Genomic DNA, 15588 nt, shown 5'->3' with positions numbered 1-15588 from the left:
AGGGCATCGATGCGCTTCACGGCTTCAACCGCGAGCGGATAGACCAGGTTGGGCTTCTCGCCGCGCGCCTTCTTGCGCGCCGCCGCTTCGATATCGGCCAGCTCGAACACTTTGCGCCGGCTGTGGGCCCAGCAGCTGGCTTCCAGAACAGGCGCCGGCTGACGATCCGTCGCATAGAGATCGCCATGACCGCCAAAGGCATCGGCCTGCAGAATGCCACTCCAGCCGGCGAGATGCGCCGCGGGATGTTCTCCTCGGCGATCGCGGGAATAGTAGAACACTGCCGCCGGCGGATCGGCGCCGCCGAACGGTCGGTCATCGCGCACATAGGTCCATAATCGGCCGATATCGGTCTTGCCCTTGGCCAGGACCGGCACCGTCGTATCGTCGCCATGCAGACGTGAAGCGGCCAAGACATGGGCTTCGAGCCGCTTGAACAGCGGCATCAGCGCCGCGGCGCCGGCGCCGACCTGGTCGGCGAGCGTCGACAGGCTGAGTGGCACGCCTTCGCGGGCATAGCGTTCAGCCTGGCGGTTGAGCGGCTGATGCTGGCCGAACTTCTCGAACAGGATCATCGCCAGCAGGCCGGGACCGGCCCAGCCGCGCGGGGTGGCGTGGAAGGGCGCCGGAGCCTTGGCTGATCGCCTCGCAGTCGCGGCAGGTGAACTTCTCCCGCACGTGCTGGATCACCTTCCATTGCCGCGGCACCACCTCCAGCGTCTCGGTGATATCCTCACCCAGCTTGCGCAGCCGATGACCGCCGCAGCAGTGGCAAGCGGTCGGCGCCGGCTCGACCACGCGTTCGCCCGGCAGGTGCTCGGGAAACGGCTGGCGCGCCGGTCGTTTGCGCACATAAGGTGCTACCTCGGTGGTCCGGGCCGCGGCTTGTTCGGCGGCGATCTCGTCTTCCGCCGCCGTGCTCTCGAGTTCCTCGAAGGTGAGCTCCATCTGGTCGTGCAGGCGGGCGGAACGTTCAGAACTCTGACCATGCAGCGCCCGCTGCAGCTTGCGGATCGTCAGATCCTGATGTGCGATCAGCGCCGCATCATCCGATGCCTTGGCCCTGGCGACCGCCAGTTCGACCTCGACCAGCGCAGCGCGCGCGGCCTCGTCTTCGGCTCTCGCCAGCGCCGCCCTCAGCGCGCCGATATCGTCCGGAACAGCATCCTAGGCGGTGGCAACCATGTCCTGGAGTGAATCATAAAACGCGTCCGCTGACTCGCGGAAAAATGGCGCAAACTCAAAGAAAAACTCAGCCCGCGCGCTGCGGTCGGAACGTGTGGCGCGGGTTGCGCCAATCGATCCCGTCGAGCATGTAGGCGAGCTGCGCCGGTGATATGGAAACCGTGCCGTCCGCCGGCGACGGCCATAGAAACCGGCCCTTCTCGAGCCGTTTTGCATACAGCGACATGCCCAGCCCATCATGCCAGTAATCTTGATCAGATTGCCCCTGCGGCAGCGGAAGACATAAAGATCGCCGGCATTCGGATCCCGGCCGAACGTCTCCTGAACCTGCAGAGCGAGGCCTTGCATCCCGCGACGCATATCAGTCCGGCCGACCGCCAACCAGATCCGCACCTGGCTCGGGACCGGGATCATGAAGCGCCCAGCGCCTTCACCATCGCCGCCGCCAGTGTCGGCGGCGTGGTCAGCGGAATCCGCAGCCGCACCTTGCCGGCGATCTCCAGCTCGATCACCGCTTGTGGCGCCGCCGGCACCGAAGCGGCGACAGGCTCATCGCGAACCACGACAACTTCGGCAAAGCCGGTCTCGCGGGCTCTCACCGTGCGCCGCCACTTATAGATCAGGCTGGTCGCGACATCGTACTGTCGCGCCACCGCCGCCACCGTGGCACCGGGCGCCAACGCCGCGGCCAGTATCCGGCACTGATCCTCTTCACTTCAACGACGACGCCGCTCCGGCCCGGTCAATAATGTCACATGGCTCATGCTGTGCTGCTAACTGCGGTCGTAAGCACGACCTTAAGAGCGCAGACTCGCTACCATGCCATGCTCGCGCAAGGCGGCCCTCGCCGGAGACATACGGATCGTCCTAATCCGCCGACGTTCTCAAAGCTGCGTTGCAGGGCACGCGCCGCGGGCCGTCGTCGGAGAGCTCCCAAGCCTTCTCGGACCGAGTTGTCCTGTCGATCGTGGCCGCGCTCATCGCCAGCAATTTGCCTCGGATTTCGGGCGCTAGTTCAAAATGACCATGCCGTTCTGTCGCCTCGAGAGGGACGGGCAGCAACGCCTTCAGTTGCTTGCCGCACACGCGGTCAGACGCCCCTCCGAGCTAATGGTAGGTGGCCTGCATCTGTTCACGCTGAAAAAAAATGCCGATTGCTTCATTTGAAACGGAAAACAATGCATTTCAAAATTATCGAGTAACACACCTCGCCGATAAGCGCATGCGGGACAGAGACGAGTCTCGCGTTGGCTCACGAGGATATGTGACAGGCAATGTTTATTGCAGCTTGGCCTTTGGCTCTTGTGTTGTTGGCGTCCACGTCCGTTCCGGGCGAACCCGCACCACTTTCTCCACGAGAATTCAACCATCTGTCTCGCGGATGCGCGCCTTGGGTTGCTATCTCAACGCTCGCCGCAATAGCAAAGGTTGAAAGTGGCTTTGACCCGCTGGTGGCCTATGACAACACGACGAATGAAACGCTTCGCTGGGATGATCATTTGCAGGCGGCGCGAAATCTGAAAGTGCGCCTCGAGGCGGACCACTCGGTCGACGTCGGGTTGATGCAAATTAACAGCAACAATTTCTCCAAGCTCAAACTCACACCTGAAACAGCATTTCAACCGTGTACGTCCCTTTCGGCCGCCGCCCACTTGCTAGAAAGTCGATATGTTGGAGGCGCTACTGCTGCGGCGGAGCAAATGGCGCTTCGCCGTGCGATCTCAGCCTACAATACCGGCAATTTCAAACGTGGCTTTGCCAACGGCTATGTGCGGAAGGTCGAGGCCGCCGCCAAAGTCGTGCCGGGGTTGCTTGGGCTGAAGCCTGAAGCCGCTAGTCGGGAGATCCGAAAGCGTGAGACATCTGCCCGAAAGAATTTGCCGCCTCTGCTCGAACCAAGCCTGCGGGCTGATGAAATGACGCCCCCGGAAGAGGCCTGGGACGTTTGGGGTTCCTATCGGCAAAATCGTTCGCGGGCAGCGTCATCTGCCCTACCAAGTCAGACCTCAAAGGATCGGGAACCCGCGAACGCAAACCAACTCGTATTCGATTGACACAAGGAGATATGCAACGATGGAGTTACCCAAGAGATTTCGAGCCCTTGCAAGGCGTCTTCCTGAGCTTTTTGCGATGCTGCGTACGCGCGCTGAATATGTTCCGGGGGTCGCTGCTGGAGCTGCAGCATGGAGCGCCTTGTACAGCGGGCCGGCCGTGGCCCAGGTGACGGGTGGGGCCGATCCTTCCAAAATGGTTGAGAATATCTGCACATTTATACTTGGCCCTTTTGGGCAGTCGCTTGCAGTGCTCGGAATCGTGGCCATTGGGCTATCTTGGATGTTTGGCCGCGCTTCGCTCGGTCTGGTTGCCGGTGTGGTCGGCGGTATCGTCATCATGTTTGGGGCCAGCTTTCTGGGTAAGGCGCTCATAGGAACTGGCTAATGAGCGTCCGGCTGGAGGTGAGCACACTTTATGTGGCGGCAACACGCCCCGCATTGTTCTTAGGTGTGCCGCTAACACTGGCCGGACTGCTTATGATGTTGGCAGGACTTCTCATCGTCCTCCTTCAGAACCCGCTTTACGAAGTCGTGCTCGTGCCGGTTTGGTTTGGAGCGCGGGTTGTTGTTGAGCGCGATTATAACGCCGCAAGCGTCGTGCTTCTTTATTTGCAGACCGCAGGCAGAAGTGTCGATGGGGCGGTTTGGGGAGGGGCGAGCGTCAGCCCCAATCCGATCAGAGTGCCCAAACGCGGAAGAGGAATGTTGTGATTTTCGGCGGCGGCGGCAGTTTCGAGAGGTCTGGCGAGATCTATCTCCCCTATGTCGGGCACGTCAGCGACGAAGTTGTTCTGATGGAAGACGGATCCGTCATGGCCATGGCGCATGTCAATGGCCTGCCGTTTGAACTCGAAGATACCGACATCCGCAACGCACGCTGCCGTGCCTTCAATAACCTTTTGCGCAACATCGCTGATGACAACGTCTCGCTATATGCGCACCTCGTGCGACACTCTGACGTGCCCATCCCTCCGACAAGGCGGTTTCAAAGTGCATTCGCTAGGAGTCTGAGCGAGGCGTATGACCGCCGTGTGCTGCATGGCAAACTATTTCGCAACGAGCACTTCCTGACCGTTATCGTGTTGCCTCGCGCCCCCGTTGGCAAAATCAGCTCTCGGGTTTTCGCCAGATCCAACGCGAGGAGGAACCACAACGATTTGACCAGCCAGATGCGCGTGCTGGAAGACCTTTGGCACATCATTTCTAGCGCACTCGGCGGTTACGGTCTGCGCCGGCTCGGCGTTCGCGAACAGGCCGGCGTGCTCTTCTCCGAAATTGGGGAAGCGCTGCGGCTTATATTGACTTGCCGTTTCCTGCCGGTTCCCATGGTCAGCGGCTCCCTCGGCGCCTCGATCTACACTGACCGGGTGATATGTGGGAAACGAGCATTGGAGATTCGCGCCCCTGGAGACAGCTACGTCGGCTCGTTGTTTTCATTCCGTGAATATCCGGCAGCGACGCGGCCAGGCATGCTAAATTCGCTACTGTCCACCAACTTCCCGCTCGTACTCACTCAGAGCTTTTCCTTCCTCACTCGCGCACAGGCCCATGCCAAGCTGAGCCTCAAGTCCAGCCAGATGACGAGCGCTGGCGACAAGGCCCTTAGCCAGATCAAAGAACTTGCCGAGGCTGAGGATGCATTGGCTAGCAATGAATTCGTCATGGGCTCGCATCATTTGAGCCTGTGCGTCTATGCCGACACGCTCAATGGCTTGGCAGATCGCGGGGCCAGTGCGCGCGCACGGCTGACAGATGCTGGCGCCGTGATTGTGCAAGAAAGCATCGGCATGGAAGCAGCCTACTGGTCACAACTTCCGGGGAACACCAAGTGGCGCACGCGGCCCGGAGCGATCACTTCTCGTAATTTCGCCGGGCTCGTCTCATTCGAAAATTTTCCAAGCGGCACCAGCTCCGGCCACTGGGGTAACGCGGTTGCGCGCTTTCGCACGAACGGTGGAACCTCCTTTGACTATGTGCCTCATGAGAATGACGTCGGTATGACTGCAATTTTCGGGCCCGTCGGAAAAGGCAAAACCACTCTGATGACCTTTCTCCTGGCTATGCTTGGGCAAAGCATGATCGATCGGACGGGGGCGATCGTATTTTTCGATAAGGACCGCGGTGGTGAGCTGCTGGTAAGGGCCACGGGAGGGACATATCTGGCGTTGCGAAGAGGCGTACCCAGCGGCCTGGCGCCCCTGCGTGGGCTGGATAACAGCTCCGCCTCGCGCGACTTTCTGCGCGAGTGGGTGGTGGCGCTGATCGAAAGTGACGGCCGTGGCGCGATTTCACCGGAGGAAAACCGGCGGTTGGAGCGCGCCATTGTGCGGCAGCTCTCGTTCGAGCCCGATATGCGCTCGCTGGCTGGTCTACGCGAATTTCTGCTGCACAGTCCATCCGAAGGCGCGGGAGCAAGACTGGAGCGGTGGTGCAGAGGAAGCGCTCTTGGATGGGCCTTTGACGGGGAGGCAGACGAAGTCAATTTGGATGCCTCCATTACTGGCTTCGACATGACGCAGCTCCTGGAGTATGAGGAGGTCTGTGCGCCAGCCGCCGCATATCTTTTGCATCGAGTGGGTGCTGTTGTGGACGGCCGTCGCTTTGTCATGAGCTGCGACGAATTTCGCTTCTACCTTCTCAATCCGCAATTCTCGGCCGTTATCGACAAGTTCTTGCTTACCGTGCGCAAGAACAACGGCATGTTGATACTCGCCACTCAACAGCCTGAGCACGTGCTAGAATCTCGGCTCGGAGCGAGCCTCGTTGCTCAGTGTATGACGAAGATCTTCTACCCGTCACCCACAGCGGACCGATCTGCGTACGTCGATGGCCTGAAGTGCACGGCACAGGAATTCGAGGCGATCCGTCAGGAGATGGCCGTCGGAAGCCGGAAGTTCTTGCTCAAGCGCGAGAGTGGAAGCGTTGTCTGCGAGTTCGATCTTGGGCACATGCGCGAGTATGTCGCCGTGCTATCTGGACGCGCCAACACAGTGCGCTTCGCCGACCAGCTTCGCGCTGAGTACGGTGACGCTCCGGAGAAGTGGTTAGACGAGTTCATGGCCAGAAGCCATGAAATTCAAGAATGATGGAGAAATTGTCATGAGATTTGCCCATATCACAGCACCGGCGCTGGCTGCGTTGATGGCTCTGCAGCAACCAGCGCGAGCACAGTTCATGGTCAGCGACCCCGTAACAGAAACCCAAACGACGCTGACTGCGTTTAGTTCGGCAGCAACTGTAACTAATACAGCAATGACGGTAGCAAAGAGTATCGAGTTGCTACAAATGCTAAGCTCGACATTTGCCGTGACTGGCCTGCTAACCTCTCTTAACCAACCTAGTCGTTATCCCGCCGCTGGAGGATTAGGCAAACAGATGTTTGACGGCGAAACGCTGGGCTCAAGAACTGCCCGAGCGGTCGCCCTTGACAAAGATCGCACAGTCACTGGCTCCGACGCGGAGGCGGCACTGCTGCGGGAACAGATCGCTGGTGCTGCCAATGCCATAGGGATTGCAGCCGATAACTTGGAACAAATGGACAGACGCCTGAAAGAAAACTCCAGCACGCTTAACCAACTCTCCAGAACGCGCAACATCATGCAGGCGACCGTCACCAACGGCCTGCTTCTTAAGCAGATTCATGATGCGATAATCCAGAATATACAGGCCACGAGCCTGCTGACCATGACCACTGCACAGGCGGGCCTTCACGACGTGGAAGAGGCCGCCAAGCAACGACAAGAACGCCAGAAAACCGCAGCCATTTTCGGTCCCCTGCCATAGGTGGCTTAGCGCAGTAGCTCTGCTGCGATGAGCCGCGACAAATCAGGCTAATGCAATGACTTTTAGAATACCCGCCCCGTTTACCGCCATACACACGATCTTTGAGGAAGCCTTCTCGGCGGGGCTGCAGGTCGTGCTCGGCAGGGTCCAGGACGCGATCAGTGCGCCTCTTGTGGCGTGCGTCACACTCTGGATCATCGTCCAGGGAATTCTGGTCATGCGCGGCCATGTCGACGCGCGTGGCGGCATCACGCGCGTCATCATGGTGTCGATTGTGGTCGCCCTGATCTTGGGACAGGCGAACTACCATGCTTACATTGTGTCAGTCTTCGAGGAAACAATTCCAAGGCTTGCTCGTCAGATAAGCGGCAGTGGCCTGCAGCTCTTCGACATACCCCAAAAGCTCGACGTGATGTTTGGCCTTACTCAGATCCTTTTCCAGTCTATTGCTTCTGAAATCGGCCCGATGAATAGCCAGGACATAATTGCTTTCGAGGGTGCGCAGTGGGTTTTTTACGGAGCGCTATGGACGACATTTGAGATCTATGATGCCGTTGGCATTCTGACAAAAGTCCTTTTGGCCATAGGCCCCCTCGTTCTCGTGGCTTACCTGTTCGACCACACTCGCGACATGGCGTCAAAATGGATTGCCCAACTGCTCTCGTATGGGTTGCTGCTTCTGCTCCTGAATGTGGTCGCGACGATAGTTATTGCGACGGAAGAAGTCTCGTTGGTACTTATTCTTGCTGCGATCAAAGTGTCGGGCACGACGGCAGCCAAGATCATCGGTCTTTACGAACTTGATATGTTTTTCCTGGCTGGCGATGCACTGATCGTTGCTCTGCCAACGATCGCCACCAGCATCGCCGGAAGCTGTTGGGCGGCTTCGAACCGGCCGCTTGGCGGCTTCAATCGCCACTTCGCCAAGACGGGGCTCTGAAAAGCCAATTAGACAAACCAGGGTACGGAAACATGAAATATGTTGTGTTGATCTCAATAGCAGTTCTGGCCGCCTGCAAGACAAGCGAGCAGCTTGCGACATGCAATGGGAAACCCTTCCAACTCAATCCAGCACAATGGGAAGCCGCCCCTGAGGACCTTCAGGTTGAATGTGCGGAAGAGCCTAAGTGAACGTTTCTGAACATAGCCTGCTGGTGGAGAGAGAAACGCTGGCTGCGCACTACAAGCAAGTAGAAGCGTTTCAGACTTCAAGAGCCAAGTCTGCCCGGCGTCTGTCAAAAGGCCTTATGGCGATTGCGGTGGCGGCGCTGCTTGGCAACCTTGCACAAGCGGTCACCATCGCCACCATGGTGCCGCTGACCAAGCTCGTGCCGGTATTTCTTTGGGTGAGGCCGGATGGGACTATGGATAGCGAAGTGTCAGTCTCTCGATTGCCCCCAACCCAGGAAAAGGCTGTCGTAGACGCTTCGCTATGGGAATACGTGCGCCTACGCGAGAGCTACACAGCAGACACAGCTCAGTATGCTTATGACCTCATATCCAGTTTCAGCGCGCCTAACGTGCGACAAGAATATCAAAGCTTCTTCAATTATCCGAATCCCGCCTCGCCGCAGGTCACTGTTGGCGGGCACGGCAAGCTCGACGTCGAGCACATCTCCTCGAATGATATCGCTCCAAACGTTCAGCAGATCCGCTACAAACGGACCCTTATTTTGGATGGGCAGAGCCCAGTCGAGAGTACGTGGACAGCAACCCTGCGCTACGAGCGGGTGGCCGATCTGCCTAGCCGCTCGAGGCTAACCAATCCTGGAGGACTTGTTGTTAGCTCCTACCAGGCCTCGGAAGACACTGTGTCGAGCGTGGGCAGCAGACAGCCATGACAAGAGCAACGCTTCTCACCCTAGCCTGCTTGCTTTCTGCTATGCCGGGGGCACACGCGGAAGACACGCCCATCGCAGGTAAGCTTGATCGGCGCATGCGCTACCTGGCCTACCAACCCGACCAGGTCGTGCGTCTGTCGACCGCGGTGGGGGCGACTCTGGTCGTCGCCTTCGGTGCTGGCGAGGTGGTGTCTGCGGTAGCAGTTTCCAATAGTAAAGAGTTGGCAGCGCTCCCGCGTGCCAATTATCTCTTCTTCAAGGCGAGCCAGGTGCTGCCGCCCCAGCCGGTCATCGTTCTGACAACGAGCGATGCCGGTACGCGAAGATACGTCTTCAGTCTTTCCACCAGAGCAATGTCAAAACTGGATCAGCAGCAGGCTGACCTGTATTACAGTGTGCAGTTCACGTACCCAGGCGACGAGGCGGCTGCTCGGCGAAGGGAAGCACAAAGGCGCTCGGCCGTTGACGAGACCAGAGCGAAAGCTCTGCACGACCAGCGCGTGCAGGACTTGTTGAATCGGCCCTCTGCGACGCCCTACGAAAAGAATTTCCGCTACGTCGCAAAGGGTGATAGCTCTCTCGCGCCGCTCGAAGTTTTCGACGACGGCTATACCACCGCATTTCGCTTCCCAGGTAACTCGCGCATTCCCTCGCTGTACGTCATCAATCCCGATGGCAAGGAAGCAGCCGTCAACTACTCGGTCAAGGGAGACTACGTCGAAGTCGCCGCAGTGGCGCGGGAATGGCGCCTAAGGGACGGCAAAACGGTTTTGTCGATCTTCAACAGGGCGTTCGATCCCGTGGGACGAGTTCCGGGCACCGGCACCATACGGCCCGACGTGTGGCGCGTTTTGAAAGGATGGAAACGATGAATGTGGCGGGGTCACAATCGCTGCATGATGTTGATGCGTCCGGATCGCTCGTCGCAGAACCGGGCCGCCGGCGTCTTTCGGGACCCCAGAAACTGGCGGTCGCTGGTCTTGTTCTAACGCTTTCGCTTTCACTCATCTGGCTCGGGGCACGTTCCAACACACAAGACGACACACCGCGAGTTTCCAGCCCGGTTCTGTCCAACACCGAACCATTCCGTCCCGCCCCATCTTGGCCGCCCAAGCAAACAGCGCAGCCCCTCGATCTCGCAGCAACGCCAACGCCGCAGGAATCAGATCCTGCATCAGCGCCGATGCCGGCCACGGCAGTTGATAAGCCCCCGGAGCCGGCAGTTGATTCGTCGGCTCAAACGCCGATCTTTGCCTACACCGGCAACGATCAACCGCCCGACAATTCCGAACCGCGCGAGAACAAGCAACCGGGGATTGTCGCTGAGGTTCCAAGTGTCAACGATCTCTCTAGCCGATTGAAATCGGACATGCCGGAGCCAAGCCGGGCCACGCTCCTGCCTCATCCTGATTTTGTAATCACGCAAGGGACGATCATTCCATGCATCTTGCAGACGGCGGTCGATACAAATTTGCCTGGCTATGTGAAGTGCGTGTTGCCTCAAGACATTCGCGGGGCAACTAACAACGTGGTGCTGTTGGACCGCGGGACGACCGTCGTTGGTGAGATCCAGCGCGGCCTCCGGCAGGGCGATGGGCGCGTCTTTGTAATTTGGAGCCGTATCGAGACGCCTGATCATGCCGTCGTTTCGCTAGCATCGCCAGGCGCCGACGAGCTCGGCCGCTCGGGAATGCCCGGTTTGGTGGATAACCACTTTTGGCAGCGCTTTGGGGGCGCTGTGCTCTTAAGTGTCGTTCAAGGCGGTCTCCAGGCAGCCGGCCAATACGCCACCAACTCGGGCGGGGGAGGCAGTATCAACAACTTCCAGAGCAATGGCGGACAAACCATCGATACGGCACTGAGAGCAACGGTGGATATCCCGCCAACCCTAAGGAAAAACCAGGGGGATACGGCATCCATCTTTGTGGCCAAGGATCTGGATTTTTCGGATGTGTATGAGCTTCGCGCGACTACTGCCGTAAGCAGAAAACGGAACGGGCAACCGTAGCGCCGACACGGCACTGACGACGAAGATTGGAAACACACATGCGATCGGACGCTGACCCGCAATTGCGGTTGCTTCTGCAACCTGTTTTGAAATGGCTTGAGGAGCCGGGTACCGAAGAGGTCGCTATTAATCGCCCCGGCGAAGCCTTTGTGCGGCAGGCCGGCCTCTTCACGAAGCATCCTCTGCCACTCAGTTATGACGATCTGGAGGACGTTGCGATTTTGGCGGGCGCGCTGCGCAAGCAAGATGTTGGACCTCGAAATCCTCTCTGCTCTACCGAGTTGCCGAATGGAGAGCGGCTGCAGATCTGTTTGCCGCCTGCAGTTCCATCAGGAACGGTCAGCCTTACTATACGGCGACCATCTTCTCGTGTTACCCAACTGAAGGAAGTGTCGGCGCGTTATGAGTCCGCGCGATGGAATCGATGGGGGTCTCGAAAAGAGCGCCAAACCCAGCAGGACGACGAGGTTCTTCGGTACTACGATCTCGGTGACTTGGAGCAGTTTTTGCGCGCCTGCGTCACGGGTCGGCTGACAATGTTGCTTTGTGGGCCCACAGGCAGCGGAAAAACAACCATGAGCAAGACGTTGATCAGCGCGATACCCCCGCAGGAGAGGCTGATCACAATCGAGGACACTCTTGAGCTTGTAATTCCGCATGAGAATCATGTGCGGCTACTTTATCCAAAAGATCGAGCGGGCTTGGGTGCGGTGACAGCAGAGCAACTGTTGCAGGCCAGCTTGCGCATGCGGCCCGATCGAATACTGCTTGGCGAGATGCGCGATGATGCCGCTTGGGCATATCTCAGCGAAGTCGTATCGGGGCATGCCGGATCGATATCGACCATTCACGGAGCCGATCCCGTCCAGGGCTTCAAAAAGCTCTTTTCGCTGGTCAAGAGCAGCCGCCAAGGAGCGGCAGTGGAAGATCGGACGCTTCTCGACATGCTTTCGGCCGCGGTCGACGTGATCGTGCCTTTCCGTTCTCACGGAGAGGTATACGAGGTGGGCGAGATATGGCTTGCGGCCGATGCGCGCAGGCGCGGAGAGACTGTGGCCGATCTTCTCAAGCAGCATTGATCGGCTCCGCGCCTTATAGTCAGGCATAATATGAACAGCCCAACGCAGATGTTGCAGGTTCAGCAAAAAGTCGTGCATCGGTTTTGGTAAGTCGCCGAAGCCTACAGTGCACCGTAACCGGTGTTCAGTCCCCACAGCTATCGCCTGATCTGTGATCGACGTTCCATGGACAAGCGATAAGGAGTTTCTCCAGGGAGTCTACATTGGAGGTCCTCACGACGCGGCGAGGTCGACGTGAGACCCGTCGCCCCTGGCCTGATGAGGTGAAGGCGCGGATCGTTTCGGAGAGGTTGTGTCCGGGCGTGACGGGGAAGTGGCAGACCGCTACGGGATGAAGGCTAACCACCTGTCGAGTTCGCGCACGCTGGCGCGGCAAGGCAAGCTGCTTTTGCCGCAGCCGGAAGACGTGGTCGAATTCACGGCCATGATTGTCGAGCCGCCCGCGCCGATTGACGCGCCGGGGCGGTCACCTACCAAATCAGTCTCCCGCGCGGAGATCGTGGCGGGTCCGGTCACGATCCGTCTCGAGGAAGGTGCGTCGGCGATGTCACGTTGTCTGCAGATTAACGGTTGAAGGATAAACGCCGCCCGCGTGGGAATTACTATTACAAACGTAACCCAATATCGGTTTAGCAGAGCCACTGTTCGATGCTTACCTGTAGCTGTAAACTCAACGTGAGATATGTAAACTAAACGTGAGATATGATGGCCAACAACGCTACAACGCAGCCGCCAAGCTGGCGACTGCTACGCTTTAGTTAACCACTTTAAATATTTTGCCGTGACGGTTAGGCGGCTTCTCTCGCACCTCACAATTGGTGATCAAAAGGTGAAAAGATATGGGAATTTGCTTCTCCAGATCCTCCGGATCGCCTCCACATGTAGCGCAGACGGTCTCCCTGGGTACGCCTCCCGGAAGGTTGCGATGGCCCCAAAATGAGGCTCTGGAGCAATATCAGATCCAGCAGGCCGCCTACCATATGGGAACGAGTGTCCTCGGTGACGAAGTCGCGAGCCCGAGAAGACTTGCGACAGCCGGGCAAACGGTTCACGATGTCCGCCTACTGCTCAAGCATGGCCGGGGAAACGTTAAGGTGGACGACGATCCCTCGCACGGCCACAACGGCATCGGATCGTCGGTTACAATGAAGGGTTGGGACTACGACGCAAAGGCTGCACGGGCCGTAGTCATGGGAGCAGCGGTCTGCGATCAGACTGCTCTCCTTTCCGCCATTGTCCACGCCCCACACATGGCGGAGGGCGAGATTAGTAGCATCACTTCTTCTTATACAGTTCCACTGAGAGAGATAACCGACGAAGGTGCTGCAAACGAAGTCCGTGCGGGGCACACCTGGAACGAACTGCGGCGCGGAGACCGCGACCAGACGTCGACCGTGGTCATGGATGCCTGGGCCAACGGTCCCGCTGTTCGGTTGAAAGATAGCGCGTGGGGCCCTGCGCCTGCCAGGGAAGTTACTTTGTCAATGGACAAAAGCCATGCCGGATTCCTGAAAAACCGTGTTGAGGGGTTGGTTCCGATACTGCGTTCGGATAACGGCATTCACACGGAGGTGCGGACTAAGCTACGCGCACCCACATCGTTTGGCAAATACGCAGAGCCACAAGTGATCTCGCCCGAGTTCGCCAAAAGTGTACGCAACGCATTGAAGCTTTGTCCTGAAGACAAAAAAAAGGATATTGCATCACGGATGATTCGCGATACATACGGAATGGAACCTCATTCGCCCAATCACCAATCCGCAGTGATATCCGTTCTGGAGGCAGTCGGCCGACTGGACTCGCTGCCCCGGCCTCCCGTCGTGCCGTCGGAATACATAACGGCAATAGGATCTAATCGTCCAGGTGCTGAACAGCAGGGCGCCGGTAACGCACGAACGGATTTAGCGTCCTCCTCGAGAAGCAGAGAACGCTCAAGTCAAGGTCGATAAGCTTAACAGCGTTGTCACGTTCTTTGAACATTGCCACGTGAGGCCGAGCGTGTGCTTTCCAGGCAGGCCGTGCACTCACGGCGGTGGTGTCGACTTAATGGAAGCCAGGATCTCAAGGGTGCTACTGTCGGCCTTTCAGCGTCAATCGACAATGCGATTTCACGACAGCTTGGGTGCGGAGTTGGCGATGATCGGTGGCGGTGAGATGTTTCCGATGGAGATGAAAGAGGTTGGCGACCTGGCCGTGAACCAAGACGAAACCGTGACATTGGCGCGTCGATTTGAAGCGCATCATCCGCCTCTCTCGCCGCCGCAGCGTCAGATGCGAATTTCGGCGCGGTTGTTCAACCCCCGTGCGATCGATGCTCAACGGCGGGCATCAACTCAGCTTGAGCGGCAGCATAGGACGCAGCTTGTCGGTCACCATCACCCTCGGCGTGATGCCCTGACTTTTGAGCAGCTTGCGCACGAGCCACGGCGCTGCCTTCTTGTTCCTTCGGCTTTGTAACAGGGTTTCGAGAACGTAGCCTTCTGCATCGACCGCACGCCACAGCCAGTATTTCCTGCCCTTGATCGATGCGACAAGTTCATCAAGGTGCCATTTGTCGGCGAAGTTGCCGCGTGATCGCCGCCGGAGTTGATAAGCGAACTTGAGACCAAGTTTCGCCACCCATTCCGGCACTGTCTGAAACGACACTTCAATCTTCAATCCTGCGTTCGGCAAGCAGGTCTTCGACATCGCGAAGGCTCTGCGGATACCGATAATCGGGGCGATTGGCTTTCTTGATCGGCGGCTCCGAAACGGGTGGATCAACGATTACCGCTGCAAAGTCCATCGGGTCTTCGGGTGCGGGCAGAAGCAACTGGCCCTGCCGCGCCATCGTTCTCCAAGTGGAGAGGTGGTTCGGCTTTTAACCCATGCCGCTCCGCGACCTCACTTACCATCGCGCCGGGCCGAAGGCTGTCCGAAACGATCTGCGCCTTCACCTCATCCGGCTAATGCCGGTGAACCTCACGCCCAGACTTCCTGGTTGTGAGAACCTCCAGCGTACTCTCCATGGAGAAACTCCCGTTGCTCGTCCATGGACAGGCGATCGCAGATCACGGTGGGTAACGTGGGAGCAGAACACCGGTTACCGTGCACCCCAACTGAGACAGGGAGAATCGCGGCCATCGTCACACCTTGAGCTTTGCCGCCTTTCCACCTGTCGTCGACCTGAATGCTTCTGTTCGTATGCCTCCGCCATCAGATAATGGAGCGCGGAATGCAGGCCCTGCGTATTGTAACCGGTCTCAACAAAAGTGCCCACCCGCGACGCGCCGCGCGGCCATCGTATCATCTTCATCCTTACAGGCGGACTGCACCTCTTTTGCCGTCCTGGACTTCAAAGGTAAGCGCCCGGTCATGACCCGGGGCTCTTACCGGCCATCATTTTGACTCTGCCGCGATTGGCTTTGTGTTCGCGGATGAAGTCTGTCAGGCATTCGAGGCCGAAGTCTGTGAAGGCGGGGATCTGTTGATCGTCGGGCCCGCAGACCCAGAGGCAACCGTCCTCCGGTTCCATGTCGACATATACCTCCCACAGCAGTTCGGCGTCCTCGCCGAGCATTTCGGCGGCAAGCGGGAGGGTGTAGACCCGGGTGATCGCGGCCACGGTCAGGCCGCCAGTCTGGTGTCGGATCGGGGGC

Annotated in this window: 16 protein-coding genes and 4 pseudogenes; 13 read left to right on the top strand and 7 right to left on the bottom strand. The window is 58.4% G+C overall.

What is annotated here, in order from left to right; genetic code table 11:
• From tnpC to DPM33_RS37295, 4 genes and pseudogenes are all read right to left on the bottom strand, one after another.
• Positions 1-1149: pseudogene (gene tnpC, locus DPM33_RS35210) on the bottom strand (IS66 family transposase); the annotation flags it as partial.
• 103 nt (positions 1150-1252) lie between these two features.
• Positions 1253-1411 (bottom strand): IS66 family insertion sequence element accessory protein TnpB, encoded by a 159-nt coding sequence (gene tnpB, locus DPM33_RS37580; RefSeq protein ID WP_281004856.1) that lies wholly within the window; start codon positions 1409-1411, stop codon positions 1253-1255.
• Between the two features lie 184 nt (positions 1412-1595).
• Positions 1596-1889 (bottom strand): annotated as a pseudogene (locus DPM33_RS35200) (transposase); the annotation flags it as partial.
• A 185-nt stretch (positions 1890-2074) separates the two neighbouring features.
• A pseudogene (locus tag DPM33_RS37295) lies at positions 2075-2283 on the bottom strand (ISNCY family transposase); the annotation flags it as partial.
• Positions 2284-2459: 176 nt separating this feature from the next.
• Here DPM33_RS37295 and DPM33_RS35190 point away from each other — a divergent pair.
• The 13 genes from DPM33_RS35190 (at position 2460) to DPM33_RS35125 (ending at position 13899) form a co-directional block, all read left to right on the top strand.
• Positions 2460-3239 (top strand): type IV secretion system lytic transglycosylase VirB1, encoded by a 780-nt coding sequence (locus DPM33_RS35190; protein ID WP_112102158.1) that lies wholly within the window; start codon positions 2460-2462, stop codon positions 3237-3239.
• Between the two features lie 19 nt (positions 3240-3258).
• Positions 3259-3624, top strand: coding sequence for a pilin major subunit VirB2 (gene virB2 / locus DPM33_RS35185; RefSeq protein WP_112102156.1), 366 nt, complete (start codon positions 3259-3261; stop codon positions 3622-3624).
• Positions 3624-3950: a type IV secretion system protein VirB3 gene (locus DPM33_RS35180; protein WP_112102154.1), complete on the top strand. Its 327-nt coding sequence runs from the start codon at positions 3624-3626 to the stop codon at positions 3948-3950. Before virB2 ends, DPM33_RS35180 begins: the two co-directional genes overlap by 1 nt.
• Complete coding sequence (locus DPM33_RS35175) at positions 3950-6325, top strand: VirB4 family type IV secretion/conjugal transfer ATPase (protein WP_112102164.1); 2376 nt, start codon at positions 3950-3952, stop codon at positions 6323-6325. Before DPM33_RS35180 ends, DPM33_RS35175 begins: the two co-directional genes overlap by 1 nt.
• 13 nt (positions 6326-6338) lie before the next feature.
• Positions 6339-7022, top strand: a complete 684-nt coding sequence (locus DPM33_RS35170; protein ID WP_112102152.1) for a TrbJ/VirB5 family protein — start codon at positions 6339-6341, stop codon at positions 7020-7022.
• A gap of 55 nt (positions 7023-7077) precedes the next feature.
• Entirely contained in the window at positions 7078-7962 is an 885-nt protein-coding gene (locus tag DPM33_RS35165) for a type IV secretion system protein (RefSeq protein ID WP_112102150.1), read from the top strand.
• A gap of 32 nt (positions 7963-7994) precedes the next feature.
• Positions 7995-8153: a type IV secretion system lipoprotein VirB7 gene (locus DPM33_RS35160; protein ID WP_112102148.1), complete on the top strand. Its 159-nt coding sequence runs from the start codon at positions 7995-7997 to the stop codon at positions 8151-8153.
• Positions 8150-8863 carry a type IV secretion system protein VirB8 gene (locus DPM33_RS35155; RefSeq protein WP_112102146.1) on the top strand — a complete coding sequence of 238 codons (714 nt, stop codon included), beginning with the start codon at positions 8150-8152 and terminating at the stop codon, positions 8861-8863. Before DPM33_RS35160 ends, DPM33_RS35155 begins: the two co-directional genes overlap by 4 nt.
• Positions 8860-9735 carry a P-type conjugative transfer protein VirB9 gene (virB9, locus tag DPM33_RS35150; protein ID WP_112102144.1) on the top strand — a complete coding sequence of 292 codons (876 nt, stop codon included), beginning with the start codon at positions 8860-8862 and terminating at the stop codon, positions 9733-9735. The genes DPM33_RS35155 and virB9 overlap by 4 nt, the downstream gene beginning before the upstream one ends.
• Positions 9732-10871, top strand: a complete 1140-nt coding sequence (virB10, locus tag DPM33_RS35145) for a type IV secretion system protein VirB10 (RefSeq protein ID WP_112102142.1) — start codon at positions 9732-9734, stop codon at positions 10869-10871. The genes virB9 and virB10 overlap by 4 nt, the downstream gene beginning before the upstream one ends.
• A gap of 38 nt (positions 10872-10909) precedes the next feature.
• Positions 10910-11950: a P-type DNA transfer ATPase VirB11 gene (gene virB11, locus DPM33_RS35140; protein ID WP_112102140.1), complete on the top strand. Its 1041-nt coding sequence runs from the start codon at positions 10910-10912 to the stop codon at positions 11948-11950.
• A 313-nt stretch (positions 11951-12263) separates the two neighbouring features.
• Positions 12264-12524, top strand: coding sequence for an IS66 family insertion sequence element accessory protein TnpB (locus tag DPM33_RS35130; RefSeq protein WP_146770385.1), 261 nt, complete (start codon positions 12264-12266; stop codon positions 12522-12524).
• Positions 12525-13044: 520 nt separating this feature from the next.
• A complete protein-coding gene (locus DPM33_RS35125) occupies positions 13045-13899 on the top strand; it encodes a type III secretion protein (protein ID WP_245442676.1) in 855 nt (284 codons plus the stop codon).
• 121 nt (positions 13900-14020) lie between these two features.
• Here the strand turns inward: DPM33_RS35125 and DPM33_RS35120 are convergent.
• From DPM33_RS35120 to DPM33_RS35110, 3 genes and pseudogenes are all read right to left on the bottom strand, one after another.
• Positions 14021-14663: pseudogene (locus tag DPM33_RS35120) on the bottom strand (IS6 family transposase); the annotation flags it as partial.
• 46 nt (positions 14664-14709) lie between these two features.
• Positions 14710-14886 carry a hypothetical protein gene (locus DPM33_RS37865; RefSeq protein ID WP_112102134.1) on the bottom strand — a complete coding sequence of 59 codons (177 nt, stop codon included), beginning with the start codon at positions 14884-14886 and terminating at the stop codon, positions 14710-14712.
• 416 nt (positions 14887-15302) lie between these two features.
• On the bottom strand, positions 15303-15588 hold a 286-nt coding region (locus tag DPM33_RS35110; protein WP_208648490.1), incomplete at its 5' end, for a hypothetical protein.

Origin of the sequence: Mesorhizobium hawassense, from assembly GCF_003289945.1 — a bacterium.
Lineage (GTDB): Bacteria > Pseudomonadota > Alphaproteobacteria > Rhizobiales > Rhizobiaceae > Mesorhizobium > Mesorhizobium hawassense.
This window is presented reverse-complemented; position numbering and strand designations above follow the sequence as displayed.

What these genes read in the sequence shown, in the direction of transcription:
- tnpB (WP_281004856.1), bottom strand. Translation starts at nt 1,411, where the DNA reads ATGTCGCTGTATGCAAAACGGCTCGAGAAGGGCCGGTTTCTATGGCCG.
- DPM33_RS35190 (WP_112102158.1), top strand. Translation starts at nt 2,460, where the DNA reads ATGTTTATTGCAGCTTGGCCTTTGGCTCTTGTGTTGTTGGCGTCCACG.
- virB2 (WP_112102156.1), top strand. Translation starts at nt 3,259, where the DNA reads ATGGAGTTACCCAAGAGATTTCGAGCCCTTGCAAGGCGTCTTCCTGAG.
- DPM33_RS35180 (WP_112102154.1), top strand. Translation starts at nt 3,624, where the DNA reads ATGAGCGTCCGGCTGGAGGTGAGCACACTTTATGTGGCGGCAACACGC.
- DPM33_RS35170 (WP_112102152.1), top strand. Translation starts at nt 6,339, where the DNA reads ATGAGATTTGCCCATATCACAGCACCGGCGCTGGCTGCGTTGATGGCT.
- DPM33_RS35165 (WP_112102150.1), top strand. Translation starts at nt 7,078, where the DNA reads ATGACTTTTAGAATACCCGCCCCGTTTACCGCCATACACACGATCTTT.
- DPM33_RS35160 (WP_112102148.1), top strand. Translation starts at nt 7,995, where the DNA reads ATGAAATATGTTGTGTTGATCTCAATAGCAGTTCTGGCCGCCTGCAAG.
- virB9 (WP_112102144.1), top strand. Translation starts at nt 8,860, where the DNA reads ATGACAAGAGCAACGCTTCTCACCCTAGCCTGCTTGCTTTCTGCTATG.
- virB10 (WP_112102142.1), top strand. Translation starts at nt 9,732, where the DNA reads ATGAATGTGGCGGGGTCACAATCGCTGCATGATGTTGATGCGTCCGGA.
- virB11 (WP_112102140.1), top strand. Translation starts at nt 10,910, where the DNA reads ATGCGATCGGACGCTGACCCGCAATTGCGGTTGCTTCTGCAACCTGTT.